The 24,654-nt window shown below is 69.8% G+C and carries 25 protein-coding genes and 1 pseudogene; 14 read left to right on the forward strand and 12 right to left on the reverse strand.

Annotated features, from left to right (window positions below; translation table 11 throughout):
• Positions 1-88: 88 nt before the first annotated feature.
• From ACWDS7_RS10160 to ACWDS7_RS10185, 6 genes and pseudogenes are all read right to left on the reverse strand, one after another.
• The gene (locus ACWDS7_RS10160) at positions 89-499 is read right to left on the reverse strand and encodes a helix-turn-helix domain-containing protein (protein WP_451928972.1); all 411 of its coding nucleotides are present in this window, start codon (positions 497-499) and stop codon (positions 89-91) included.
• Between the two features lie 5 nt (positions 500-504).
• Complete coding sequence (locus ACWDS7_RS10165; RefSeq protein WP_451928973.1) at positions 505-633, reverse strand: hypothetical protein; 129 nt, start codon at positions 631-633, stop codon at positions 505-507.
• Positions 634-685: 52 nt separating this feature from the next.
• Positions 686-823: pseudogene (locus ACWDS7_RS10170) on the reverse strand (IS5/IS1182 family transposase); the annotation flags it as partial.
• Entirely contained in the window at positions 824-1,588 is a 765-nt protein-coding gene (locus tag ACWDS7_RS10175) for a hypothetical protein (RefSeq protein WP_451928974.1), read from the reverse strand.
• 79 nt (positions 1,589-1,667) lie between these two features.
• Positions 1,668-2,156 (reverse strand): DUF5946 family protein, encoded by a 489-nt coding sequence (locus ACWDS7_RS10180; protein WP_306873454.1) that lies wholly within the window; start codon positions 2,154-2,156, stop codon positions 1,668-1,670.
• Positions 2,157-2,463: 307 nt separating this feature from the next.
• Positions 2,464-3,024, reverse strand: a complete 561-nt coding sequence (locus tag ACWDS7_RS10185) for a hypothetical protein (protein WP_451928975.1) — start codon at positions 3,022-3,024, stop codon at positions 2,464-2,466.
• 55 nt (positions 3,025-3,079) lie between these two features.
• Here ACWDS7_RS10185 and ACWDS7_RS10190 point away from each other — a divergent pair, with 55 nt between their 5' ends.
• Together ACWDS7_RS10190 and ACWDS7_RS10195 are read left to right on the forward strand one after the other, a co-directional pair.
• A complete protein-coding gene (locus ACWDS7_RS10190; protein ID WP_451928976.1) occupies positions 3,080-3,277 on the forward strand; it encodes a hypothetical protein in 198 nt (65 codons plus the stop codon).
• A 109-nt stretch (positions 3,278-3,386) separates the two neighbouring features.
• A complete protein-coding gene (locus ACWDS7_RS10195; protein WP_451928977.1) occupies positions 3,387-4,034 on the forward strand; it encodes a hypothetical protein in 648 nt (215 codons plus the stop codon).
• Positions 4,035-4,338: 304 nt separating this feature from the next.
• On the opposite strand, the gene ACWDS7_RS10200 is transcribed toward ACWDS7_RS10195, so the two are convergent.
• Positions 4,339-5,535, reverse strand: a complete 1,197-nt coding sequence (locus tag ACWDS7_RS10200; protein WP_451928978.1) for an NAD(P)/FAD-dependent oxidoreductase — start codon at positions 5,533-5,535, stop codon at positions 4,339-4,341.
• A gap of 92 nt (positions 5,536-5,627) precedes the next feature.
• Positions 5,628-6,572: an RNA polymerase sigma-70 factor gene (locus tag ACWDS7_RS10205; RefSeq protein ID WP_451928979.1), complete on the reverse strand. Its 945-nt coding sequence runs from the start codon at positions 6,570-6,572 to the stop codon at positions 5,628-5,630.
• A gap of 259 nt (positions 6,573-6,831) precedes the next feature.
• Here ACWDS7_RS10205 and sigJ point away from each other — a divergent pair, with 259 nt between their 5' ends.
• Entirely contained in the window at positions 6,832-7,800 is a 969-nt protein-coding gene (sigJ, locus tag ACWDS7_RS10210) for an RNA polymerase sigma factor SigJ (protein ID WP_451928980.1), read from the forward strand.
• Between the two features lie 243 nt (positions 7,801-8,043).
• Here sigJ and ACWDS7_RS10215 read toward each other — a convergent pair whose 3' ends face one another.
• Positions 8,044-8,472, reverse strand: a complete 429-nt coding sequence (locus ACWDS7_RS10215) for a YybH family protein (RefSeq protein ID WP_451928981.1) — start codon at positions 8,470-8,472, stop codon at positions 8,044-8,046.
• Positions 8,473-8,951: 479 nt separating this feature from the next.
• Here ACWDS7_RS10215 and ACWDS7_RS10220 point away from each other — a divergent pair, with 479 nt between their 5' ends.
• Positions 8,952-9,200, forward strand: coding sequence for a hypothetical protein (locus ACWDS7_RS10220; protein WP_306873437.1), 249 nt, complete (start codon positions 8,952-8,954; stop codon positions 9,198-9,200).
• Here the strand turns inward: ACWDS7_RS10220 and ACWDS7_RS10225 are convergent.
• Both ACWDS7_RS10225 and ACWDS7_RS10230 read right to left on the reverse strand, forming a co-directional pair.
• Positions 9,191-10,120, reverse strand: a complete 930-nt coding sequence (locus tag ACWDS7_RS10225) for a hypothetical protein (protein ID WP_451928982.1) — start codon at positions 10,118-10,120, stop codon at positions 9,191-9,193. The genes ACWDS7_RS10220 and ACWDS7_RS10225 overlap by 10 nt on opposite strands.
• Before the next feature lies 1 nt (position 10,121).
• Positions 10,122-10,511, reverse strand: coding sequence for a hypothetical protein (locus ACWDS7_RS10230; protein ID WP_451928983.1), 390 nt, complete (start codon positions 10,509-10,511; stop codon positions 10,122-10,124).
• 121 nt (positions 10,512-10,632) lie between these two features.
• Here ACWDS7_RS10230 and ACWDS7_RS10235 point away from each other — a divergent pair, with 121 nt between their 5' ends.
• Complete coding sequence (locus tag ACWDS7_RS10235; RefSeq protein ID WP_451928984.1) at positions 10,633-15,039, forward strand: CHAT domain-containing protein; 4,407 nt, start codon at positions 10,633-10,635, stop codon at positions 15,037-15,039.
• Between the two features lie 213 nt (positions 15,040-15,252).
• Positions 15,253-15,753: a hypothetical protein gene (locus tag ACWDS7_RS10240; RefSeq protein ID WP_451928985.1), complete on the forward strand. Its 501-nt coding sequence runs from the start codon at positions 15,253-15,255 to the stop codon at positions 15,751-15,753.
• A gap of 109 nt (positions 15,754-15,862) precedes the next feature.
• Here the strand turns inward: ACWDS7_RS10240 and ACWDS7_RS10245 are convergent, their stop codons facing one another.
• Entirely contained in the window at positions 15,863-16,606 is a 744-nt protein-coding gene (locus ACWDS7_RS10245) for a helix-turn-helix transcriptional regulator (RefSeq protein WP_451928986.1), read from the reverse strand.
• Positions 16,607-16,724: 118 nt separating this feature from the next.
• On the opposite strand from ACWDS7_RS10245, the gene ACWDS7_RS10250 reads away from it, so the two are divergent.
• From ACWDS7_RS10250 to ACWDS7_RS10285, 8 genes are all read left to right on the forward strand, one after another.
• Positions 16,725-17,246, forward strand: a complete 522-nt coding sequence (locus ACWDS7_RS10250) for a DUF2231 domain-containing protein (RefSeq protein WP_451928987.1) — start codon at positions 16,725-16,727, stop codon at positions 17,244-17,246.
• Positions 17,247-17,306: 60 nt separating this feature from the next.
• Positions 17,307-17,732: a hypothetical protein gene (locus ACWDS7_RS10255; protein WP_451928988.1), complete on the forward strand. Its 426-nt coding sequence runs from the start codon at positions 17,307-17,309 to the stop codon at positions 17,730-17,732.
• Positions 17,733-17,897: 165 nt separating this feature from the next.
• The gene (locus ACWDS7_RS10260; protein WP_451928989.1) at positions 17,898-18,254 is read left to right on the forward strand and encodes an ArsC/Spx/MgsR family protein; all 357 of its coding nucleotides are present in this window, start codon (positions 17,898-17,900) and stop codon (positions 18,252-18,254) included.
• Positions 18,255-18,387: 133 nt separating this feature from the next.
• Positions 18,388-20,166, forward strand: coding sequence for a hypothetical protein (locus ACWDS7_RS10265; RefSeq protein WP_451928990.1), 1,779 nt, complete (start codon positions 18,388-18,390; stop codon positions 20,164-20,166).
• A 433-nt stretch (positions 20,167-20,599) separates the two neighbouring features.
• The gene (locus tag ACWDS7_RS10270) at positions 20,600-21,280 is read left to right on the forward strand and encodes a hypothetical protein (protein ID WP_451928991.1); all 681 of its coding nucleotides are present in this window, start codon (positions 20,600-20,602) and stop codon (positions 21,278-21,280) included.
• Between the two features lie 311 nt (positions 21,281-21,591).
• Positions 21,592-22,092 carry a SigE family RNA polymerase sigma factor gene (locus ACWDS7_RS10275; protein WP_451928992.1) on the forward strand — a complete coding sequence of 167 codons (501 nt, stop codon included), beginning with the start codon at positions 21,592-21,594 and terminating at the stop codon, positions 22,090-22,092.
• Positions 22,089-23,399: a TolB family protein gene (locus tag ACWDS7_RS10280; protein WP_451928993.1), complete on the forward strand. Its 1,311-nt coding sequence runs from the start codon at positions 22,089-22,091 to the stop codon at positions 23,397-23,399. The genes ACWDS7_RS10275 and ACWDS7_RS10280 overlap by 4 nt, the downstream gene beginning before the upstream one ends.
• 154 nt (positions 23,400-23,553) lie before the next feature.
• Positions 23,554-24,576 (forward strand): LysR family transcriptional regulator, encoded by a 1,023-nt coding sequence (locus ACWDS7_RS10285; protein ID WP_451928994.1) that lies wholly within the window; start codon positions 23,554-23,556, stop codon positions 24,574-24,576.
• Positions 24,577-24,654: the final 78 nt, after the last annotated feature.

Below are 24,654 nucleotides of genomic sequence, written 5' to 3' on the forward strand. Positions count from 1 at the left end.
GCCAGGCACCCGCGGCCGTAGCCCTTGCCGGTCACGCGCATCACCGGGGTCCTGCCCCGCGGCGCCCAGGTGGTGGCCTTGGGCGGTCTCAGGTTCTGTCCGGCCTCATCTTCCCAGCACAGCCAGGCGCCCAGGTCGAGCGTCGTCCTTTCATCGCCGGCCACTGCCCGATGGTCCACTGCTCGATCACCTTCTCGTCGCGCTCAGCGGCGCGATGGACGGGCATCTGTGGAGTCCAGCCGAGGCGGTGCAGCAGATAGGAAACCCCGCGAGGGGTGTAGCGGATGCGAAACAGCGCGGCGGTCAGGTCCGCCACCCGGGCCAGGGTCCAGCGCTGGTCCTCGGTGTAGCCATGCGCAGCGGGGCCGCGCTCCAGCTCGGCTTCCGACCGCTTCAGCCGGGCCTCATCCAGGCGGCGCTTCTCCCCGCCGGGGCCCTTGGAGGCCAGCGCCGTGGTGCCGCCGGCCTGCCAGGCCCGGTACCAGCGGTTGGCCGACATCCGGCTCACCTGAACCGGCGGGCCACCTCCGGTGCCGCAACTCCCTGGGCGAACAGGCCGGCGGCCTCGAAACGCGGCTGTTCTCGTCGGGCGCGTGCGGCGGCGGTCAGCCCGCCACCTTCGGGGTACCTCATGTCTCCGGTATGACCGCTATGGAGCGATCATCACGCTCTCAGCGAGGTAACTTCAGCCCTTCAACCTCAGCTGCACGATCGGGGGCGCGCGGCGAGGGCAGCAGCGCTGCTTGGTCAATATCTTCCGGGTCTTGAGGGTGGCGACGGCGCGTCCGTCGAGTGCCAGGGCCTCGGCGTGGAGCCCATTGACTCATCCCCGGTGCGGCAGGCTCCACAGGTGGAGGGTGGTCTGGTCCTCGGCGACCGTGTACCAGGCGGCCTGCCCCGCTGATCGGGGAGATCCCGCGACGGAGGAGGGGTAGGCAATCCGGCCGCGCAGGGCCATCGTGCATGGGTCGACAAGCCAGTGGCGGGGGTCGTCCGCGTGGTACTCGGTGCCGACCACAGCGGTGTCCTCGTATGGGAACGCCGCCTCGTAGTCCCACCGAACGCGGTCGTCCTCGTTTGCGGGAGGGGGCACGGCTTCCTCGGCGTCCAGATGCCGCAGTTCCATGCCGTCCTCCGCTCGGTGCAGGTAGAGGGACCACTGTCCCAGATCCGTGGTCAGGAAGTACTCCCCGGACGGGCTCACGGCGAGAAGGAACTCCTCGACGAACCGCTGGGCAGTGAGCCTCGCGCCATCCCAGCCGTGCCGGATCTCCCACCGCACGGCGCCGGTCGAATCCACGGCTCGCAGCGCGTGAACGCCGGCGAACACGGCGAGATCACCCGCGGGAGAGACCGCCACCGAGCCGTACCGGCGGGGCCAGAGCGCGGGGAAACGGACTTCCATCCCATCCCCGTCCAGGTTGCGGACGGCCAGCTCGGTGTCTCCGCGCTGCACCAGCAGCCTGCGCCCAGGCCAGTGCAGCACCTGTGGACCGTCCGCCGACGCGAGGTCGAGTGGAGCGGTGGCGGTGGCCACGAGACGAGCGGCGAACTGGTTGGAACCCCCGTGGATGGCATCGTTCGGCACAGTCGTATGGTTTCACGCGCCCCGGACGGTGCAGGCGGCCTGAAGTCAGCCGCTCTGTCCAGAGTCTCTGCACCGCGTCTCAGGCCTGGATAGATCTCCAGGACTCCACAGCCGCTTCGGCGATGGCCTCGATGCGGTGTCCGTATGTCAGATGTCCGTCAGACACGAAGCTGCCGTCCCTGAACGGCAACCCGCTGAAGGTAGCGCGGAAGTGCCGGGGAGGTCCGCCCGGTGGGAGCGGCTCGTATGCCGCCAATGGCGCCATGTCATAGCTCGACCGTACCCCGTGCTTGTTCCGCGCCACCTGATGAGCCGCTACGCGAAGCAGCGCGTCAAGGCCCTTGTCCAGGTAGAGCTGCAGCTGGCGGAATTGACCGTCAAGGTACTTCCCGTGAGCTCGGGAAGGGTGCTGCAGAAGATACGCACAGACCACAGGCGCGTGCCACTTGTACATGTGAGGATCGGCCTGCTCTTCAGAGAGGATTGCGTGGTAGTAGTCCACGCATAGGCCCAGCGGGCCGGCGACTGCGCCGCAGTCGCACTGAGCCGCAACGGGGTTGTCTGCCATGGTCTGCAACATAGGCGGCCGGCAACAGCCTTGTCGACGGGATTTCGGCGCCGTCCGATGTCCTACCGGGCTGTATGCGGTAGGCCGTGACACCTGGCAGGCCACGGAGCGCGGCTGGAGTACTGCCAGGCATACGGACAGCCTGGTCCACCTCCTTGCCGCCATGGTTCCCTGGATCAGCTCTTCGCGGAGCGCGCCCCAGCGACACAACGGAAGCGGCCTCATGGTCACAGACGTGATCATGAGGCCGCTTCCGTTTGATCTGCTTCGCCAACAGTGCCTCCGAAGACCGGCGGGCACCGGCCCATCACCGCAACGCGTTGATGAGCTCCTCCGGCTCAGGCTTGGAGAAGTCCAAGGGATCCGCCAGGTCGTCGTAGTCGATCACCTCATCGGCCGGCGGAGGAACGACCACGAGCGGCATCCCCCAATCGGTGTAACGGGTGTCAACCCTTTCGACCGCCGCAACCCTGTTCTTGCCGGCCACGTGCTTGTTGGCCAACAGGCGCTCGGGCAGGCCCGTGGCATCGGTCCACAGCCGCCAAGAGACCTTCGGCGTGGCGAGCCTGTCCTGGTAGAAGAACCCGCCGGAGATCGGCTTGCCCGTCGCCCCCTTCAGTAGGGCCTTCAGCGCAGCCGGGTCGGACACGTCAACCGCCGTCTGCCGGCTGGCGGCCTCGCGAGTGTCATTGGCGACGGGCACCGGCCGGGCCGACCTCGCCCAAGTCTTGCCCGCAGGTAGCGAGTAGAGGCCGGAGGCATAGAGGTACCCGCCGACGACGGTCATCTGGACCGGGCTTTCCAGGTCGGCCGGCAGTTCGTTGGTTTCCGCCGTTTCCCCGCTCTCCGAATCAAGCAGCCACTGCATAGCGGTGTCGGCGGCAACGGGACCGGTGGGGCTGAGTTGCAGCCTGCTGCGGACGGTGCAGCGACACACCACCCAGCGGGTGGTCGTCCCCGCCCACATCGGCGCCGAGGAGCTCAAGAAGCTCCTGCTGTTCAACCGCCTGCTCAGCGGCGAGCAGGTCACCATGTCCAGGGACCGGCCGCCTCTGCCCGCCCGAGCGCGGGAAATCCTCCTGGAGGGAGAGCGGGAGGCGCACCTGCGCGCAGCGCGGTGATCTTCAAGCTGTGGGGAGGCTTTCTCGCGTCTTGGGTGCGGAGTGTTCTCAATCACCTTCGGATGCGATAGAAGATCATTCGCACCTACTGTCTTACCTTGAGGTATACGTGAAGAAGTTCCTTCGTCTTCTCGCGGCCCAGCTGTTCGCCGCGATGTTCCTTCTCACCGCCTTCTCCGGTCCCGCGCGTGCCGACACCCCCCAGAGCGACGCCGAACTCGCCGCCGAGTGGCAGGCCGCGTGGGACACCTACAGGTTCTACGACTCCGCGCCCCCTCCCTCTCCCGGTTCGGGGCAGAGCAGGGAGAAGGCCATGATCTCGGTCGAGATCGACGCCCCTGTCGAGCAAGTGTTCGATAAGTATTCGAACATCAACAACCACATCGGCATGCATTCGTTCCTGAAGCGTGTCGTCACCCACAACGACCGGCTTCAGGCCGGCACGCGCTACATCGACTTCACGGCCATCGAGGAGATCCCGTACGAGGGCGCGATCGTCACCAGCAAGACGCATGCGCAACAGCGCATCGACCGCGCCGCCCTCAAGTACGAGACGGACACCTGGTCGCTGCCCGGTGTCGTCACGCACCAGAAGATCGTCTTCGAGGAGGTGGACGGCGGGAAGACCAGGGTCACCGAGCAGCTCGTCTTCGACGCGGACACCTCGCTGATCGACTTCGTCGTCACGAACGGCGTCGCCTCCCACCAGGCGACGCAGGCGGCCCTCAAGCAGGCGATCGAGAGCGGCCAGCTCTGATCCGTCACCGGGCGGGACCCGCTCTCCGGCGCGTCCCGCCCGGTCCACCGCTCCTGCCTGCGGCGGGGGGCGACTCGGTCGGCAAGTCGGACCCGGCTCCGGCCGTCCATCGGACGACGGCTCATGAAATACCCTCCGCCCCAAGACGGGCCTGTCAGAGCGTTGCCGATCAGCCGCTGACTGCCCGCCCCGGGGTTGCGAGGGTGTCGAGGTCGTCATAGTGCTCACCGCGAGGCTTCCTGATCTTTCCGCCCGTCTTCTTCGCCGGTCGGCTGCATCGAGGACGCCCGCTCCGCCTCGTGCTCTACACCAGCGCCCTGACGGCCGAGCCCGCCGCGGTCCGCTCCCGCGTGATGCGGCGGCGCCGGGTCGGCAGCCCGAGCGTCGGGTTGGCGACGCCCCAGGCGGCGCCCTTGCAGACCAGCTCCTTGTAGACGGCGGCGAGCCGTCCGGTCAGGACCGTCTGCACGGCGCGGTCGTCGGCGGTGACGTACTGGATCAAGCCCTCCTTGCGGCCCAGTGAGATGCACTGATTGAAGTAGCGGATCGGCACGGTCGAGAGCTTCCCGCCGGTCAGGCGCGCCGCGATCGCGTCGGCGGCCTGCCACGCGGTCGGAGCTCCCGAGGCGCACGACATCCGCAGCGGCTTGTCCCCAGGGCCCATCACCATGGCCGCGTCGCCGACGGCGTACACGTCCGGGTGCGAGACCGAGCGCATGGTCCTGTCGACCACGATCTGGCCGGTGCCGGTGACCTCCAGGGCGGTCGCCTCCGCGATCGGGTGGACCGCGAAGCCGGTGGTCCACACGGTGACCGCGGCCGGGATGGCCTTGCCGTCGGCGGTGGTGACGCGCTCGGCTCCGACGCCGGTGACGGCGGTGTGCTCGTGCACGGTGATCCCGAGCCCGCCGAAGACCTTCCGCAGGTGCTCGCGGCCCTTGGGCGAGAGCCAGTCCCCGAGGTCGCCGCGGGCGGCGAGGGCGACGTCGAGGTCCGGGCGGGCCTCGGCGATCTCGGTCGCGGCCTCCACACCGGTGAGGCCGCCGCCGACGACGACCACACTCTGCCCGGCGTCGAGGCGGGCCAGGCGCTCGCGCAGCCGGAGCGCTCCGGGGCGGCCGGCGACCTCATAGGCGTGCTCGGCGGTCCCGGGGACGCCCTGAGCGTTCCAGCCGCTGCCGAGGGCGTAGACGAGCGTGTCGTAGGCGAGTTCTTCGGTGCCGTTCGTGTCGACGACCGCGACGCTCTTGCGGTCCACGTCGACGCCGGTGACCTTCGCGAGCCTGAATTCGACGCCGGTGCCCGCGAACATCTTGCGCAACGGCCGCAGCTTGAGGTCCTGACCGGCCGCCAGCTGGTGCATGCGGACGCGTTCGACGAAGTCGGGTTCGGCGTTGACGAGGGTGATGGCGACGTCCTCGCGGCGGAGCCGCTTGGCCAGGCGGCCGGCGGCGATGGCTCCGGTGTATCCGGCTCCCAGGACGATGATGCGGTGCTGCATTTTCTGCTCCTGTCTTGTGCGGTTCTGCCCCTTGAACCGGGCGGCCCGCCGTTTCCTGACAGGAACGCGATGTGAAGCACCTCACATAGCGATCAGAAGGCGTTGAACAGAGGCTCCCCGTGGTCGGTGGCCGCCCAGTGCGTGGTCGCGCGGTCGAGCTTGTCGGGGTTGACCTGGTTGCGGAACGCGGCGATGCCCTCGGTGGTGACCTCCAGGCACATGACGCCGATGATCCGGCCGTCCACGACGGCCACGACGGCGGGGTCGCCGTTGGCGGTCCAGGCGTAGACCTCGAGCGCGCCGCCGACCAAGGCGCGCATGGCCGTGCTGGGTTTGAACAGGCCCCGCAGGAACTTCGCGACCGCGACGACGCCCTCGAACGCCTTGGCGCGGGCCGGGACCTTCCCGCCGCCGTCTCCGATCGAGATGGCGTCCTCGGTGAGCAGGCGCACGAGCGGCTCGGTCTGGCCGCTGGTGGCGGCTGCCAGGAACTCCTCGACGATCCGCCGGGCGGCGGCCTCGTCGATCTCGGTCCGGGTCCTGCCGTCCGCGACGTGTTTCTTGGCGCGGTGGAAGATCTGCTGGCTGGCGGCCTCGGTGATGTCGAGGATCTCGGCGATCTCCCGGTGCGGGTAGCCGAAGGCCTCCCGCAGTACGTACACCGCCCGCTCATTGGGGGACAGACGCTCCATGAGGGTGAGGACCGCGTAGGAGACCGATTCGCGCTGCTCGGCGGTTTCGGCCGGGCCGAGCATCGGGTCCCCGGCGAGCAGCGGCTCGGGAAGCCATTGGCCCACATAGGTCTCGCGGCGCGCCCGCGCGGAGGTGAGCTGGTTGAGGCACAGGTTGGTGAGGACCTTCGTCAGCCAGGCCTCGAGGACCTCGATGCGGTCGACGTCGGCGGCCTGCCAGCGCAGGAACGTCTCCTGCACGGCGTCCTCGGCCTCCGCGGCGGAGCCGAGGAGGCGGTAGGCGATGGCCTCCAGGCGCGGCCTGACGGCCTCGAACCGGTCGACGTCGTTCGCGGTCAAGGGCATGGCCCGATCCTAGAACGGGCGGCGCGGGTGCCGCGAGGCGATGCCGCGGGCCGGGACGCCGGTCATGGTGTCGCTGGTGCGTTCCTGCTGGCTGGATGGTGTTCGGCTCCAGCAGTAAGACGAGACACCCCCGTGGAAGCCTCAGCAGTACGGCGAGACACCCCCGTGGAATGTGAGGCGACGCGCCGACCTCACATTCCGGGGTGTTGTCTTGTCGTACTGCTGAAAGCACATGGAACGAAGGAAAGTCGGCGACACCATGACCACCCCATCCGGGCCAGGAGACGACCGGCTCGCCCCATCCGGGCCAGGAGACGACCGGGTCGATCCGGGCCTGAGCACGATCATGAGCGAGCGGCGTCAGCTGATCAATCTCGCCTACCGGCTCCTCGGCTCCCTGGCCGAGGCCGAGGACGCCGTCCAGGAGACCTACGCCCGCTGGTACGCCATGTCCCGACAGCAGCAGGAGGCCATCGCATCGCCCGGTGGCTGGCTGACGACGGTCGCCGGCCGTATCTGCCTGGACCTGCTCGGCTCGGCGCGGGCCCGGCGCGAACGCTACGTGGGCGAATGGATCCCCGAGCCGCTGCCCGACCGGACCGAGTGGATCAGCGGGCGGCCGGGCGGCGCCACGCTCGACCCGGCCGACCGGGTCACCCTGGACGAGTCGGTCAGCATGGCCTTCCTCGTCGTGCTCGAAGCGATGACCCCGGCCGAGCGGGTCGCGTTCGTCCTGCACGACGTGTTCCGCTACCCCTTCGCCGAGGTGGCCGAGATTGTCGGCCGTACCCCGGCGGCCTGCCGCCAGCTGGCCTCCTCGGCCCGCCGCCGCATCCGCGCGTCGCAGACTCCTCCCGCTGCTCCGGCAGCCCCGCAGGCCGGCATCGTCAGGGACTTCAAGCGGGCCTGGGAGGCCAGGGACATCAACGCCCTCATCGGCCTCCTCGACCCCGACGCCACGGCGATCGCCGACGGCGGCGGCCTGGTCAGCGCCGCGCTCCACCCGATCGAAGGCGCCCAGCGGATCGCCCGCTACTGCGTCGATGTCGCCGGCACGGCATCCGACCTGGCGATCCTGGAGCGTACGGTCAACGGTCAGCCCGGCCTGGTGCTCCAGCTGGACGACGTCACCGTGGCGGTGATGGCTTTCGACATCGCAGGCGACCGGATCAAGCGCATCTGGGGAGTGCGGAACCCCCAGAAGCTCCGGCCATGGACGACGGGCTGACGTGCGCTGCTCACCTGGGACGGCCGGATCTGAGCCGTCCCAGGTGAGCAGCGCTCACCAACGGTGGGGGTGGCTCTGTTGCGGTGCTTGGCTCCGGTCGAGCCGAGCATCGCCAGGCCGGCGGCCCAGCCGGCGGGATCGCCCATCAGAGAACCGCTTTCGGATCCGGGTCGGACCAGGACGGCATACATCCTCGTCCTCCCAGGCGGGAGGCGCTTTTCCCAGACGAACGATCAGGCCGGCTCACATTCCCGGCGGAAACCAGGCCTGAAGGTTCTGAGGGTTGATCGGCACCGAGACATGTTCGTGCGTGATCAACCACCTGTCGTTCGACCGTCGGCAACAAACCGTCGACCGCACCCATATCGCGCTCTGGAGTCCGTTCTTCCGTGTTCCGCTGTCCAGGTGAAGCATGTGCGCGAGCGCGAAATCCGCACTCGCCGCGATGGCGAGGTCATGCGTCTCCAGGCCGATGGGGCCCTCGTATTCATCGAACCACCGCACGAAGTTGCCGCGGACTTCATCGGGTCCCGCGAACTGGAGAGGAGGAACGACATCGTAATAAACGATGTCGGGGGAGTAATGTGACATGAGTCGGTCAATGTCCTTCGCCTGGCAGGCGTCGACTCGGCTCTCCAAGAGCGCCCTGACCTCGGAATCGTTCGAAGTCATCGCATCCTCCGTCCAAGAATCTGACCGCGACCAGCTCACCTGGCGACGGCCCCTGTGGTCTCAGTGGTCCGACGACGCAGCCCACTGGAGTGTGAGGCGCCACAAGCTGACGGACCTGCCGTACCAGCCCGCCGATGTTCCGTGCTGGGTCAGGCGGCGCGGCCGGCCTTGAGCGAGGCCGCGGTGTCGACGACGCGGTGACCGCAGACCTCGGTCGGCTCCGCATCCCCGAGTCACCAGGAGTGATCGGGCGGAGTGTCCGAAAGTTTGCTAGCCTGTCCGCCTTCGTTGCAGCGTCGATGCTGCTCTCACCGATGATCCGGGGCGCCAGCATGGGGGACGGGTTTCCGCGTCGTGTGCGGTCCGGGCTGCGACCTGACGTTCGGCGCAGTCCGCAACCGCACGAACTGGTCCATCTGGACACACCCTCCGGAGTCACACCGCACGAGTGGCGCGAGTGCACTCCCGCCATCACGCTGATGCCGGGCGATGGGAGTGGGCAGTCGTCGCAGGACCCCGAGGAGTGGGCGGCGCACGCCAACATGGAGCGGGCCGCGCATGCGCTCGGTGTGGTGCTGGGGCGGCTGGGCAAGGACGATCGGGAGAACTTCCAGCAGTCCTTCCACCGCGTCTGCTGCCTCAACTCCCGGGACCCCGAGGAGATCCTCGTCGTCAACCAGGTCCTTCATCTCCTCGACGAGGAGATGAAGAAGCCGGACTACTGCTGACCCTCGCCTCGGCGGAGGTGGGCGGTCAGGTCTTCACCGAGGCGTCTGGGGAAGGGTCCCGTGCTGTGCGGGAACCCCAGCCGCCGGGCCAAGCCACCGACATGGAGCCGCACCGCCGCCTCGACCAGCGTGGCGTAGCCGTCCGTCGCCGTGCGGGCGCGGCGCCGGGCCGTCACGGTGATGACCACCGGGACCAGCAGCCCCGGCCACCACAGCGCACCGACCAGCAGATACAGCAGGCCCCAGCCGCCCAGCGCCGCGGCGCGACTGACCTCCGTACGTGCGGTGGTGACCGCGGAACGAGTGGACTCGGGGACGTGCAGCCACAGATGGGGCCAGACGACCGCCAGTTCGAGGCCCAGGCTGCGGTGCAGACGGATGTCCACGGCCTGCATCCTGTCGCCCATCCAGGTCGGACGCCGCGGAGCCTCGTCCGAGATCTCGCTCAACCTCCGGGCGGCAACGTCGAGTTCCGCGTCGGCATCCTGCCGGGCGGACCCGTCCAGGGCATGGCTCAGAGCCGCGACGCGGCCGACCTCGTCACGGCGGAGCCGGTAGCGCTGCTGTCGTCGCGCCACACGGCGGTGTGCGAGCCATCGCAGCGGTGGCCCCCACTGGCGCCAGTCGGCGGCGAACCAGAGCCGCTCCAGCAGGGAGCCGATCGCCTGCGCCACGACCCCGCAGGCGGCCGAAGACAGCAGGAACACGATCAACAGCAGCGCGGTACCCGCAACTGAGGCGCTCAGGGACTTCGCCTTGCCATCGGTGATCTCCAGGAGGCGGCCCACCTCGTACCAGCCCGTGTGCCCGAGCTGCCACGCTGCCGCGAGGGTGGCGAGGAAGAGGGCTCCCGGCAGGACGAGCAGGGTGAGCCAGCGCTCGGCGAGCTTCTTCCCCAGCTCGGAGAGCAGGTCGGACACCTCAGGTCCGCTTCAGGAGCATCGGTGCGCGGCCGATGCCGCACACCGGCGGCCCGCCCCGCTCGTCCTCGACCCAGTGGAACCGCGTACAGGGACTTCGCCGCGGGCACAGGTAGATGTCCTTCCCCACGCGCGGCGACAACAGGCCCAGCACACCCGCTCCCTCGCGGGTGCCGCCGTAGACCCCCACGGCGTCGCCCGCGTGAACGAGGGCCTGGTGGAGCTCGCGCAGCGGTTCGGCCGGCGGGGTGTCGTTCTCCAGCGCGGAGAGCACTCGATCCAGAGGGGCGGCGTCACCACACTCCGCGAGCAGCACCTCCCTGATGGCCTGTTGCTGTCGACAGACGTAGGCGATCGCGTTCTTCTCCTCGGCCTGTCCCTGGTCCGGCATCCAGCCCTCCTTCTCGCTCGGCGACCATCTTCGAGATCTTCACGCGGCCTGGCAACTTCCCTGTGCGCACTCTAGGTTGGGCCGAGCGGGCACACAGAAGGGCAGGGGAGACGCACCGGCGATGTTCAGGGAACACAAGGACCTTCGTGAGGCGGTCTGGGACAGGCTGCGGCGGATCGCCGAGACGGAGGATCTCTCGTACGCCCTCGCTCCGGGCGCGTCACGGGAGGCCGATCAACTGTCCGCGCGCATCCGGGGTGTGAACCCGGCGGCCATGCCCAAGGACACCGTCGTCGACTGCTACCAGTTGGGCATGCTGCTCTGGTACCGCGCTCTGGCGCGAGAGGACGACGGCGAGCTCGGCCGCGCGGTCTCGTACCTCACCGTCGGCTTCGAGGCGGGCGCCCCCTGCCCGCTCCCCGAGCCACTGCTGCCGTTCGTCATCGACGCCGCGGCGCAGAAGGCGAGCCGGCGGCTGCCGACGCTCGCGACCCAGCCCCGAGCCGTGATCGACGACCAGGTGCGGCTGTGGGAGCGCATCGCGGAATCCTGGCCTTCCGACAGGCCGGGACGTGGGCAGGCACTGTCCCAGCTCGGAACCGCCCTCGCGGTCAGACACAGACGCACCGGGGACATCGACGACCTGAGACGGGCCCTGGCCGCCTGCCGCCGCTCCGTCGACGTCACACCGGTGGCCGACGCCCTGTGGGAACGGTGCGCCGGCAACCTCGTGCTCCTGCTCGGGCGGTGGTTCCGGCTGGCCGGCTCGTCGGGCACCCCCTCGGGCGAGATCGCCCACCTCGACGAGGGCATCGCTCTCGCCCAGGCGGTCATCGACAGCGTCCCCGCCGTACCGGCCGCCCACCCCGAGCGCTGCCGGCTCCTGAGCGTTGTCGGTGTGGCCTTGCGGAACCGCTCCCTGCGCTCCGGCAGCACCGCGGACCTGGACGAGGCCATCGCCGTATCCCGCCAGGCGCTGGACACCACCCCGCCGGGCCACGAGTCGCTCTCCCGGCACAGCGCGAACCTGTCCGAAGTGCTGCGCATGCGGTTCGAACGGCGGCAGTCGACCACGGATCTGACCGAGGCGGTCCACGTCGCCGAACGAGGGATCGAGCGGGGTTCGGAAGACGACCCCGAGCGCGGCCAGATCCTCGTGCACCTCGCCGCGGCGCTGCACGAACGGTACCGCGCGGACCGGAACCCGGCGGATCTGGCCAGGGCGGCGTCGGTCGCCCGGGAGTCCGCGCGCACGGTGCCGCCGGAGCACGAGGACCGTGCCGTCACCCTGCACCGGCTCTGCCTCGTGCTGCAGGACTCCTTCTCGAGCACGGGACACACCGGTGATCTGGCCGATGCCGCGGAGGCGGCCCGCGAGGCCGTCGCCGCCCTCAGCGGCGCGCAGCACACACCCGTCCTGGTCAACGCGGTCCACGCCCTCCGCGCATACGCGGAACACCTTGGCGACCCCACGGCGGCCGAGGAGGCCGTACGCCACAGCCGCGAGGCCCTGCGTCTCGCACCCGGAGCGGGCGACGACCGTGCGCAGGCTCTCGTCCTGCTCGCCGCGGCGCTGGAGACCCGGCACGGACTGCGGGAAGACCGGCCCCCGACCGAGTCGGACCCCTCGCGCGGGCAGTGCCCGGATCTGGACGAGGCGATCAGACTGCGCCGCGAGGCCCTGCGCGTGGACGGGCCCGACTCACCGGATCGGGCTCCGCACCACGCTCATCTCGCCATCGCGCTCCAACGGCGAGCCGAGCACCACGCGGGAAGCCGTGGTGCGGAGCCGGTCGCGGCCGACCTGGACGAGGCCGTCGAACACGGCGAGGCGGCGGCCGGACTCCTGGACGAGGAGCACGCGGACCGGCCCGCGGTCCTGGCCAACCTGGGCGCCGCCCTGCAGAGCCGCTTCGGACTCACCGGCGACCCGGCCGACCTGGACCGGGCCGTGCGCCACGCCCGCGCAGCCCTTCGCGTCATGGGGGAGGACCATCCCGAACTTCTGAAATGCCGGCAGCTCCTCGCGGACGTCCTCCACGGGCGCGGAGTGCGGGAGGGACGGGTGGCGGACCTGGACGAGGCCGTGGCCATGGGCCGGTCGACGGTCGACGCGGCCCGTGCGCAGTCGTCCGGCGAGGCAGCCGGCCTGTTGTCGACCCTGCTGTCGGATCTCGGCGAATGCCTGCGCGCCCGCAGTGAGCTCACCGGGTCGCGCGCCGACCTGAACGAGGCCATCGCCCTGGGCCGCCGGGCCGTGGCCGCCACCGCCAAGGACGGCGTCACATGGCCACTCACGGTGAGCCGGCTCGGCGTCGCCCTCTACCGGCGTGCGAGGACCGGGACGCCCGGCGATCTGACCGAGGCCATCATGATGACCCGTGCGGTCCTGGCGTCGGCTCCGGCGACCAGCCCCCTGCGCGCGGGTGGTAGGTCCAATCTCAGCCTCATGCTGTGGGCCCGGTACGAGGACACCCAGGACCTGGCGGACCTGGACGAGGCCATCGGCCTCGTGCGCGCCGCCCTCGGTGAGCTGACGGCGGACGACGATCCCGCCGCGGTCGCCCTCTGCGCCTCCAATCTCGGCGCGGTGCTGCGGCTGCGCCATGAGGCCACCGGCGACACCGGCTCGTTGGACGAGGCGATCGCTCTGGCACGGCAGGCGGTCCAGGGCGTCGCACCCGGCCATCCCGACCGGCTGAAGGTGCTGTACGGCCTCGGTGTGGCGCTCCGGTCCCGGGCCGAGAGGAACGACTGCGCGCAGGACCGCATGGAGGCGGCCCGCGTGCTGGCGGAGGCGGCGGACGCGCCCGCGGCGGCCGCCGCCCCGGCCATCCGGGCGGCACGGATGGCGGCCTCCCTGCTCATCCGTCCGACGGACACCGACCCCGCCTCATGGGAGCGGGCCGCCCACCTGCTCGAAGCAGCGGTACGGCGGCTGCCGACGGTGGCACCACGGCGACTCGGGCGCCGGGACCAGCAGACCAACCTCGCTTCCCTCGCCGGGCTGGCCGCCGATGCGGCCGCACTCGCGCTGAACGCCCCGGGCGCTCCCTCTCAGCAGGCGGCCGCCCGCGCCCTGCAGCTCCTCGAACAGGGCCGGGGCATCCTGATCGGCCAGGCACTGGACACCCGTGGCGATCTCACAGAACTGAGAGCCGGACACCCGGAACTCGCGCGACGGTTCGAGACGCTGCGCGACGGACTCGACGCGATCGACGACACGGACGGCTTGACGCTGCCGCTGCGACCGGGCGCGGAAGGCAGCCCGGACCTCGCGCTCGCGCCCGCTCCGCACGACCGCCGAGCGCGTATCGCCACCGCGCTGGATGAGACGGTGGCGCGGATCCGGGAGTTGCCCGGCCACGAGGCATTCCTGCTGCCGCCGGATGCTGACGCCCTGGCGCGGCAGGCGGTCGAGGGCCCGATCGTGCACATCAACGTCAGCGGCTACCGCAGTGACGCGATCCTGGTCACGAAGGACGGCATCCGTTCGCTGGCCCTTCCCGGTCTGACCGCGCCGACGGTCATGGAGCAGGCCGACGCCTTCTACGCGGCCCTTTCCGACGCGCACGACGACGACCTCGACCCGCCCCGCAGGATCGCCGCCCAGCGCACGGCCCGCACCGTCCTGGAGTGGCTGTGGGACGAGGCCGCCGGCCCCGTCCTGGACGGACTCGGATTCACTGCGCGGCACGGGAACGGTCCGCTGCCCCGGATGTGGTGGATCCTGGGCGGACCTTTGAGCCTCCTGCCGATCCATGCCGCGGGCCGCCACACCGGGCCACCGGAGGAGTGCTCCCGCCACACGGTCATGGACCGGGTGATCTCTTCGTACACACCGACCGTGCGCGCCCTGGCCCACTCGCGCGAACGTGCCGCGGCCCCAGCCGCCACGGACCGTGCGCTGATCGTCGCCATGCCGACCACCCCCGATCACGGCCCCTTGGGGTACGCCGAGTCCGAGGCCGAACGGGTCCGCCTCCACTATCCCGACTCGCGGCTCTTGATCCGTCGCGACGACACCCCGGCCGGCGGTGAGCACAGCCCCGTCAAGCGCCACGTCATGGACGAACTGCCGCAGTGCGCGGTCGCTCACTTCGCCTGTCACGGCCAGAGCGACCCGCTGAACCCGTCCAGCGACCGGCTCCTGCTGGAGGACCACCACACGGCCCCCCTCACGGTCGCCGAACTGGCCCGCCACCGCCTGGGCAAGGCCCGGCTCGCCTATCTGTCGGCCTGCGGTACGGCGTGGAGCCCAGCCGCCGGCCTCACGGACGAGTCCATCCACCTCGCCTCGGCCTTCCAGCTCGCCGGGTTCCCTCATGTGATCGGCACGCTGTGGGACGTCTGGGACGAGGACGCCCCGGACATCGCGGACGCCGTCCATCGGAGCATGACGTCCGGACACGGCGGCCTCCGCACGGACAGCTCCGCTCAAGCCCTGCACGGAGCGGTGCGTGCCGCCCGCGACCGCAATCCTCGTACCCCGACCCGATGGGCATGCCACGTCCACTACGGGGCATGAGCGGGCACCTCGGAGGTGCTTCCTGGGCTCAGCGTGCTCGCCGTCACCGGGCCGTGTCCCGCCGATCCCCGTAGGTCTCCCCGCTGCGTGAGCACACCCGGCTGCCCGCTGGGAGCTCCGCGGAGACGGCCACCCCACCAGAGCCGAGGTTGCCGCCGCAGTGGATTCCGAGATCAAGGTGGAGCCTGGACATTCCGTTCGAAGGAGGATTGAGTGATCAAAGTTAATTCGAAGATTTCAGGGTTAATTGTGGGTGCATTTTTCATTCCATTATCCCTGGTTGGGTGCGCGGAGGGCGGAGAGCCGGGTGGGGAAACAGAGATTTTCGAAATTGCCAACACCGAGGAGGTTGTCGGCAAGAGGGGTGAGGAAGTGTTGACGCTCAGGAAGCACTATATGATCCTGAATCCACCGAGGGACTTGATGGATCTGAAGGATTCGGTTGAGGGATACGTCAAGGATCACCCGGTCGAAGGTGGGAACAGATTCCTTCACCTGTCCTTCTACAGGGAAAGTGGCGACCTGCCGAGGGGCTGGCAGCCTGATGAAGGTTACCTGGACACGGATCGGCTGGAACATCACAAAAACGATCTCGTTGCATCGATCACTTGGTCGGACGCCCAACCCGAGAAAGAATACGATGTCTATGACAAAAGTGAGGAAGGAAAAATCCTGAAGCGGATGCGTTTCGTTGAGGATCGGCTTGTTGAATGAGTGCGCCGGACCGGCGCGCCTCCCGCACAGCGGGCCTTCGAGGAGGCTGAGCGCAGAAATCGGCGGTAGAGAGTTGATCTTCGCGCCGGGGACAGGCGGGCAGGGGGTGTCAGCCGGTCTTGGGCGGGTCCTGCGGCTGCGCGTGCTGCAGTTGGACGCAGCATTCACCGGGGCGTGGGGCGAGGATCGCCTGAACGGCCGTGGCTTGCAGTCCTTGCAGGTATCCGGTGAGGAAGGCGTGGTTCATGCCGCAGACGAGGTCGGGGGCCTGGGCGGCGAGGGGGTGAAAGGGGCAGTTGCGCAGCCGTAGCCGGTCGGGGGCTTCCCGGGTGGGTTCGAAACCGTGCTGGTCGAGCATGGGCTCGCACAGGGTCAGGCCGCGTTCGGCGCCGAGCCGGCCGGGGCGCAGGCGTGCGCGGTCCTGCCCGCCGAGTTCGTGGCCGCGCTGCCTGGCGGTGCGTACGACGGCGTCCGCGGCGGTCTCGTTGTCGCCTTCGGTCAGGACGGCCTGGAGGAGGAGGCTGGCCAGCAGTTCGTGGCGGCGGTCGGGGATGCTGACCTGGATGGGGCTGTCGGTCGGCTCGTAGACCTTGGGCTGCCGGCCGACCTTGCGCAGTCCGGTGGGGGACACGTACCGAGCGCGGAGCAGGCCGGCGTCGACCAGCTTGTCCAGATGGAACGCGGCGAGTTTGCGGGAGATGCCGACGCCGGTGGCTGCCTCCTCGCGGGTGACGGGCTGGCGGGCACGGCGGATGAAGGCGAAGATCTGCCGCCGGGTGCCCTCGCCGAGCACGCTGAGGGAATCGAGCGCGGCGTCCGCCGGGGAGGTCGGCTGGCTCATGTCGGAGGTCACGCCTTCACGATAACGCCAGCGTGCATTGTCGGGCGATGGGTAGCAGCCTGTCATCGGCCTTACTTGACCGCCGTCTCCAATAAGACCAAAATCTATTGGTGAAAAGGAGGTGGCCGTGATGACCCAGCCGCATCAGGCCAAGCAGCCGGTCAGCGCCGTGCTCGCCGGCCCGTACGGACACCCGTTCCATCCCATGCTGGTCACGATCCCGATCGGCGCCTGGGCGGCCAGCCTGGTCTTCGACATCGCCTCTCTGCTCGTGGCGGATCCGCGCTTCCTGTCCCAGGGGGCGATGTGGCTGATCGCGGTCGGCGTGATCGGCGCCCTGGGCGCGGCGATGGCAGGATTCCTGGACCTGTTCGCGATCCCCACGGGCACGCGCGCGTTCCGGCTGGCGCTGACCCACATGACGCTGAACCTGCTGGTGACCGCCGCCTACCTCGGCAATTTCCTGTGGCGGCACTCCGAGACCGTCACCGGCAGCGTCGCCGCCGGGCCGCTGACGCTCAACGCCGCCGGCTTCCTGACCTTGGCCGTGTCGGGATGGCTGGGCGGCAGGCTCTCCTACCGCTACGGCGTCCGCGTGGCCGACGAGGCGACCCAGGCCGAAGGGTTCGTGCCCGCCGGCCGTACCCACTGACACACCGCATCGGCTGCCGCACGGTCCCCGTGCGGCCACCATGATCAACCTGGAGTTCTCATGAACATCGCCGCACTGGTCACCTGGGTGATCACCGCTCTCGGTGGCTTCTACATGCTCGGCACCTGGCTCTCGCGCGGCGGCGCCCGCGGCGGCAGCCACCTGCCAGTCCCGGTGATCTTCGGCCATTTCGCGCTGGCCGCCGTCGGCCTGGTCGTCTGGATCGTCTACCTCATCACCGACCTGGACGCGCTGGCCTGGACCGCCTTCGTCCTGCTGGTGCCCGTCGCCCTGCTCGGGGCCGTCATGCTCAGCCGGTGGATCCCGGTGTACCGCGCCCGCGCCACCGTCGCTCCGGCGGCAGGCGAGCACACCGCCCCCGCCGAGCGGCACTTCCCGGTCGCCGTGGTGGCCGCGCACGGGCTGTTCGCCGTGGTGACCGTGCTCCTGGTCCTGCTCTCCGCCCTGGGCGTCGGCGGCAGCTGACATCCCCAGGGCTCCACCGCCTTCCCCCCAACGGGAGCGACTACCATGACCTCCACCGTCCTCGGCGCCCTGCGCACCGATGCCCGCCCACGCAGCGAATTCCGCACCCTGACCGGTCTGCCCGGATGACCGGCGCGTCCCAGCACAGCTCGAAGGACCATCGTCATGGAAATCTGGATCAATCCCGCGTGCAGCAAATGCGCTTCCGCGCTCTCGCTGCTGGATGAGGCGGGCGCCACCTACACCGTGCGGCGCTACCTGGAAGAACCGCCGACCGCCCAAGACATCGAAGACGTGCTGCAGCGCCTCGGCATGCAGCCCTGGGACATCACCCGCCTCACCGAACCCACAGCGGCCGAGCTGGGCCTCACCGCATGGCCGCGCGACGAGAGCCACCGCCGGCAGTGGATCACGGTGCTGGCCGCCCACCCGATCCTGATCCAGCGGCCCATCATCACCGCGGACGACGGAACGGCGGTGGTCGGCCGTTCACCCGACTCCGTACGATCCCTCCTGCCGTAGCGGCCGGGCCCACGCCGGGGCCGCACGCCCTGCCCGCCCTGCCCCAGACTCGGGGCGCGTCTGATCGGCGGGGTGGGACCGCTCGTTCCGCTGCGTCCGCCCGTACGGCGGTGCCGGGCTAAGATCGCGTCCCGTGCTTCCGGATGGTTTCTGGCGGATTATCAGGGTCGGATTAGTAGGTCTGGTCCTTGCGGCGGCGGCCGCGGGCCTGGTGCTCGGCGACGCCTGGCTCTGGGTGGCCGTCGAATGGTCGCCGCCGGCCTATACGGAGTTCTACGCGCGCGGCGGGTTTGACACCTCGACGGTTGTGGCGCTGCTCGGGGCCGCCCTGGTGAAGGCCGTGCTCCTGTGGATGATCCTGCGTGCCCCCGCGCCGGGACCGCTGGACCGCCGGGCGAAGGCGCTGCGCCGACTGCTGTATCTGGCGGTGGCGTACACCCTCGTGCTGTGGTACCCGATCGCGCTGCTCCCCGACGCGGTCGACGCGGCATTCCAGCTCGCGCTGTGGACCGCGGTCGACGTCCTCTACCTGCTCGTCATCCGCTGGCGGTCCCGCATGCTGCGCGCGGCGGCCGGAGCGATGTTCGCGGTCGAGCTGGCCGGGATGGCCGACGAACTGCTCGACGAACTCGACCTCCCGGAGCTTGGATCGGGCGGCATCGTCGAACTGGGCTTGATACTGGGCGGAGTGGCGGCGACCGTCATCACGGTCGTCGGGCAGCGGCGCGACGGCCGGTGGAGCCGCGGCACGCAGGCGGCCGGGTGGTTGTCGGTGGGCGTCTACGCGCTGGTGATCCCGCTCAACTTTTTCTTCGGAAGGGTCTCCAGCGGCAATCTGGCGATGGCGGTCATGATGGACGCGGTGTGGCTCGTCAGCACCGTGTGGATCGCGGCGACCGCCCGTGAACTGCCCGCTGAGGGCCGCCCGGCGGATCTTCCGCCCGCGCGGCGGCGCGTGATCCGCGTCGCGGTGGCGGCCGTGGCCGTACTGCCGATCATCGCACTGATCCACCCGGAGCAGACCCCGCACCTCACCTACACCGGCTGGTCGATGGACTGCTATGACCGGCCCAGCTTCGGCGACCTGAAACCCGCGGAACGCGACGCCGCGTTCCTGTGCCGGGCGCGGAGCACAGAGGGCGGAGTCCCGCCCATGTTCCCGGACAGCCTGTCGGACCAGCAGATCCTCGCGCACGGGCGGGCGCTGTGCCGTACAGAGGGCCGCGACGAGCAGAAGGCGATTCTGACGCGGGCCGGGAGCGCGCGGCCCGCCTGGGGCGCGGACCCGTGGGACCTCGTCTACGTCTGTCCGGAGATCGTCGGCGCGACCCACCCCGAGCTGCTGCGGTCGACCGCGGAGACGGAGGCGGCGAACACCGCCTACCGCGCCGAGGAGAACGCGAAGTGCCGCGACCCGTGGCCCCGGACGAAGGGTGTCGTCCAGGCCACGGCCAAATACTTCCTGTTCGTCGACGGCGATCCCGGCTACCTGGTCCACGACCCCGAAGACGGAGCGGCCGACGAGGCGGCGGAGCAGGCGATGGAGAAGGTCTACGACGACAGCACCCTCATCGGGGTGACCGGCAGCGCGGTGCTCATCGGGCACGTCGAAGACGTCGTTGATCTGTGCCTTGCAGTGAAGGCCGTCCGCACCGCGCCGCCACTGCGGACGGCCGGGTGGGATCAGGTCAACGAGGTGCCGATCGTCAGCCGCAGCGGCCGGCTCACCGTGCCGGAGATGGGCGAGGACGGAGAAGTGGGCGCGGGTGCCCCGATGCCGAACCTGGCGATCGCGGGGAAGGGCCGCTACCGGCTCCGTGTCTACGTGCGGGTCGACGATGCAGGGGAGGAGCAGCACCTGGTCGTCGTGTTCCCGGGCGCGTCGAGGAAGAGGCTCAAGCTGAAGCCGTGAGCGGTGGCGGGGCGCACACTCTCCTCCGCCGTGGTGAGACAGCCGGGCGTCAGCTATACGCGTGACCACCAGGGGCGCATTGGCGGAGCCGCGATGAGCCGACGGCTCCGCCAGGCCGACCTGCTGCGGCCTATGAAAGGCCGGTCTGACCAGTGCTCGTGGGGAGCGCCAGGAAGGCCGGCCTTTCTGCTGTTCTCGTGGGTGCTTGGTGACGGCCCTGATGTGCAACCACTGCACGATCAGGATCGCCGCATGCGCAGCGGCCTCCGCAGCTTCCCGTGTGGTCTTCTCCGTGGCCGGGCCGCCGGCGTGTAGATCTCTCCGCCCCTGCCGGAGCATCTTCCTCAGCCCGATGACGGGCTCTGCGGAACGGGGGCCGTTATACGTCGGTTTCGAGCCGGTACGGGCGTGTTTCATTGCTATGGTCGCGCGCATGCGATCGAATTACCTCGCCTGGGACGATGTGGTGGACCTGTTCGAGCGGCGCGGGCTGCCGAGGGGGACGTACGAGAACCTGTACGAGGAGGAGTACATCCTGGTGCCGGGTCCCGCCGCGGTGACCGGCGAACTCCCCCTCGACGAGCACGAGCGGGCACCGTGGCGGGAGGACACGCCCGAGGCGGCAACCGGGTACGTCGTGGACGGCGACCTGGTCGTCGACGGGAACGTCACCGCTGTGGACGACGGGGCCGCCGCGCTGATCGTCCTCGGGGACCTGCGGGCGAGGAACATCTACCTGGCCGGTGACGCGAAGCTGGTCGTGCGCGGCAACGTGACGGCCGAGACCTTCGTCGGCGACATGACCGACAAGCTGGTGATGATCCATGGGGACCTGCGCACCACCGTCTCGATCTTCTGGAACGAGTTCTGCCCTGACCTGATCGCCGGCGCCCTCCACGGCAGGACCCTCGCGCCGGCCTACCTCGACCTGTCCACCGCCTCCATCGGCGCTCTGATCGACCCGGCACCCGAGGCCCCGCTCAGCCACCTCCTCGTGCCCGAACTGCTGATCACCGGCACTCCCGGCCCCGACGACCTCCCCGAGCTCGGCATCCGCGGCGACGCCCTGCGCGACCGCCTGCTGGCCGGCCTCCCCCTCACCGCGACCCCCTGACCCGCAGCGGTAGCGGCTCGTGGGCGTCGTCCCATCGGGGGTTCGACAGATGACGGACAGCGCAGCCCCGGGCCGATGACGGTGCCGGGGCTGCGTGGTGGCTCGTCAGCCCGGCCGCGGGGGAGAGGCGGTTCTACAGGGAACCCGGCCGAAAGTGATCTGCGTCATAGCTTGGTCTTGGCCGGGGTCGCGTCCACCTCCGATGAACGGCCGCGAGCGGGAATCCGAGATCGCGAGAAAATATTTTGCCGCGCGGCACAACACCTTCACCCCTTCGGCCGTCTGGGACATGACGACCGAAGGGACGACAAGTGGATGACGAACCGGGCTTCGACGGCTTCGTGGCCGAGCAGGCAGATGCGCTGCTCCGCTACGGATACGTCCTGACCGGAAACCCGCATGACGCCGCCGACCTGGTCCAGGAGGCTCTGGTACGGCTGCGCGGCGCCTGGCCGAAAGTGCGACGCAAAGACAGTCCGCACAGCTATGTCCGGACCACGATGGCGCGGCTGCACATCAGCATCTGGCGGCGGCACAGGCGTGAACACCTCACCGGAGAGCCGCCGGAGCGGGTTCACCACGATGCCTTCCCTCCCGATGAGGATCAGGGGCTCTGGGAAGAGCTGGCCGTGCTGCCCCGCAGACAGCGTGCCGTGCTGGTGCTGCGCTATTACGAGCAGCTCACCGACGCCGAGATCGCCGAAGTGCTCGGCATCTCTCCCGGTACCGTGCGCGGCTATGCCTCCCGGGGCTTGGACAAGCTGCGTTCCTCCCTCTCCCCCTCACCGGTGACCCACGGGAGCATGCGATGACCGATCTGGAAGACAAGTTGAGCCGCGTCCTCTCCGGGGCGGCGCACCGCGCGCCGCAGGCGCCGGCCGGGCTGAGCGCGGCGGTCAAGGCGCGCCATCACCGGCGGCGGGCGCGGGCCGCCGCCGTGCTCGCGGCCGCGGCCGTGATCGTGGTGGCAGGCGGGGCGGGCGCGGCGGTGAGCGCCCTGCGCGCGACGGCCGCGCCGCACCCCGCGGTCAACGCGACCGGCGAGGCCAAGCCGTCGGCGGGTCAGCTCCCGCCGCCCATCGAGAAGGTGTGGCCGCAGGCCGTACACAAGATCCCGGCCACGTTGCCCGACGGCCGCGACTACTATCCGCAGCTCCTTCTCGACGATCGCACGCTGCTGGTCATGACGGGCGTCCTCGGCGGGAACCGTCAGTTCCTGTGGGGCTACGACCTGGACACCGGCGTGCCCAGGCAGATCGCCGAGATCCCCCCGACGAAGGGGTCAGCGATCGTCGCCGACGACGTCGCCGCCGGTGGCGGCAGCATCGTCTGGTGGGCGTCCTACAAGGAGGCGGGCGGCCCGCGGGTCGCCCGCATCTGGACGGTGCCGGTCACCGGCGGCCGGCCTCGGCCGGTGACCGACGTCCCCCTCGGGAACGTCATGAAGCAGGGGCACATCAACGGGCTGACGGTGGTGGGCTCCGACGTGGTCTTCGCCTACGAGAAGGGCGGGGTCTACCGGGTGCCGCTGAGCGGGGGCCGTCCGCAGCCGGTGAAGGGCGCCGAACGGCATCACATCCTGCAATGGCCGTGGGTGGGCGCCCACCACGGAAAGGCGATCTTCCGCGAGCTGCTCAACGCCGAGACCGGTGAGCGGCGCGACGCCGTGGTCAGGGCCGATGAGGAGGTCAGGTGCGGCGTCGAGCGGTGCGCGGGCATAGCGGTGCGATACAAGACCGTCAAGGTCGAACGTCCCCGCGACCGCTCCGGGAAAGAGATCAAATGCGGCACCCGCCGGTGCCCGGACACGGCGCGGACCCAGACCGTCCTGCGCAGGTTCGTCCGCGACCGCGACGGCTCCCGGGAGCGCGAACTGCCGCCCGGCTTCCAGATCGGCGACGACGCCGGCCTTGAGCGCTTCTTCAAGGTCAGTGGGATGAGTCCGGAAGACCGGGGCGTCCTGACGCTCTACGACGTCGACACCGGCAGGTCCGCCGATCTCGGCATACGGCCGGACGGCGCAAGAGTCATGGCGATCCCCGACGGCGGCCTCGACCGGCTGATGACCTACCAGATCGGCAACGAGATGTACGTCCTGGACCTGGCCACGATCAAGTAAGGGATTCGAGACGGCAGGCGATGTCTCGCCAGAGACCGTTTGACGGGAAGTGCGCAGGCGGGTGACACCGGGGGCGCGCACTTCCCGTCAGACGACCACCCTCCGGCTCCGGCGGCAGCGGGAACAGCCGCGACCGGTTGACGACACCTCGCCCTTGGCGTCGTTTCCGCAGGACAGGCGCTGCCGGCCGGTTTCGCCGATCTTCTCGGCCATCTCATCGGCGCGGAACTTCCCGGCCCCGGTGGTGATCTGGTGCGAGACGGATTCCGCAACGATCGCTAACCTGCGGGCTATGGAACGGCGTGACATTGAGATCTTTCTGACCCTGGCCGAGGAGCTGCATTTCGCCCGTACGGCCGAGCGGCTGGGCGTCAGCGGTGCCCGGGTGAGTCAGACGATCAAGCAGTTGGAGCGCCGGTTCGGCGTCGCGCTGTTCCAGCGGACCAGTCGGCAGGTGACGCTCACCCCGGTCGGCAGCGCGCTGCGTGAGGATGTGCAGGCCGGATATCAACGCATTCAGGAGGGCATCGCCAAGGCCATCGCCGCCGGGCGTGGCTTTTCCGGGATCTTGCGGGTGGGCTTCTCCAGCCCGCTGGTGGGGGAGGCCATCATGGCAGCCGCTGAGGCGTTCCGCACTCGCCATCCGGACTGCGAGGTGCGCATCCGCGAGGTGCACCTGTCGGATGCGTTCGGCGCGTTGCGCACCGATGAACTCGACCTGCAGATCACCGAGCTGCCCGTGCAGGAGACCGACCTGTCGAGCGGGCCCGCCCTGCTGTGTGATCCCCGCGTGCTGGCCGTCTCCTCCGGGCACCCTTTCGCCCGCCGCGACAGCGTCACGGTGGAGGATCTCGCCAGGGACACCGTGCTCGTGCCCGCCGACGCGCCCGAATATCTGCTGGACGCGCTCATCCCGGCGCAGGCGCCCAGCGGGCGTCCCATCCAGCGCGAGCAAATACTGACCTCGCGGCAGGAATTGCTGACGCTGGTCAGCGGCGGCGCGGGGATGGCCGTGGTGGGCAGCCAGGCCACGCGGTATCACGCCCGGCCGGACATCGTCTACGTGCCCATCGCCGACCTGCCGCCGATCGAGTACGGACCGGTCTGGCCGGTCGGCGGCCGGACCAGCAGGGTGCGTTCGTTCACCACGCTCCTCCGCGCGGAGCTCGATCGCTAACCCAGGAGTTATCGATCGTTTCGGATCTCGTCGTTGTTGCAGGTAGGTGAGGCGCTGAGGATGGAGACATGGCAACGA

It is taken from the genome of Streptosporangium sp. NPDC003464 (assembly GCF_053588315.1).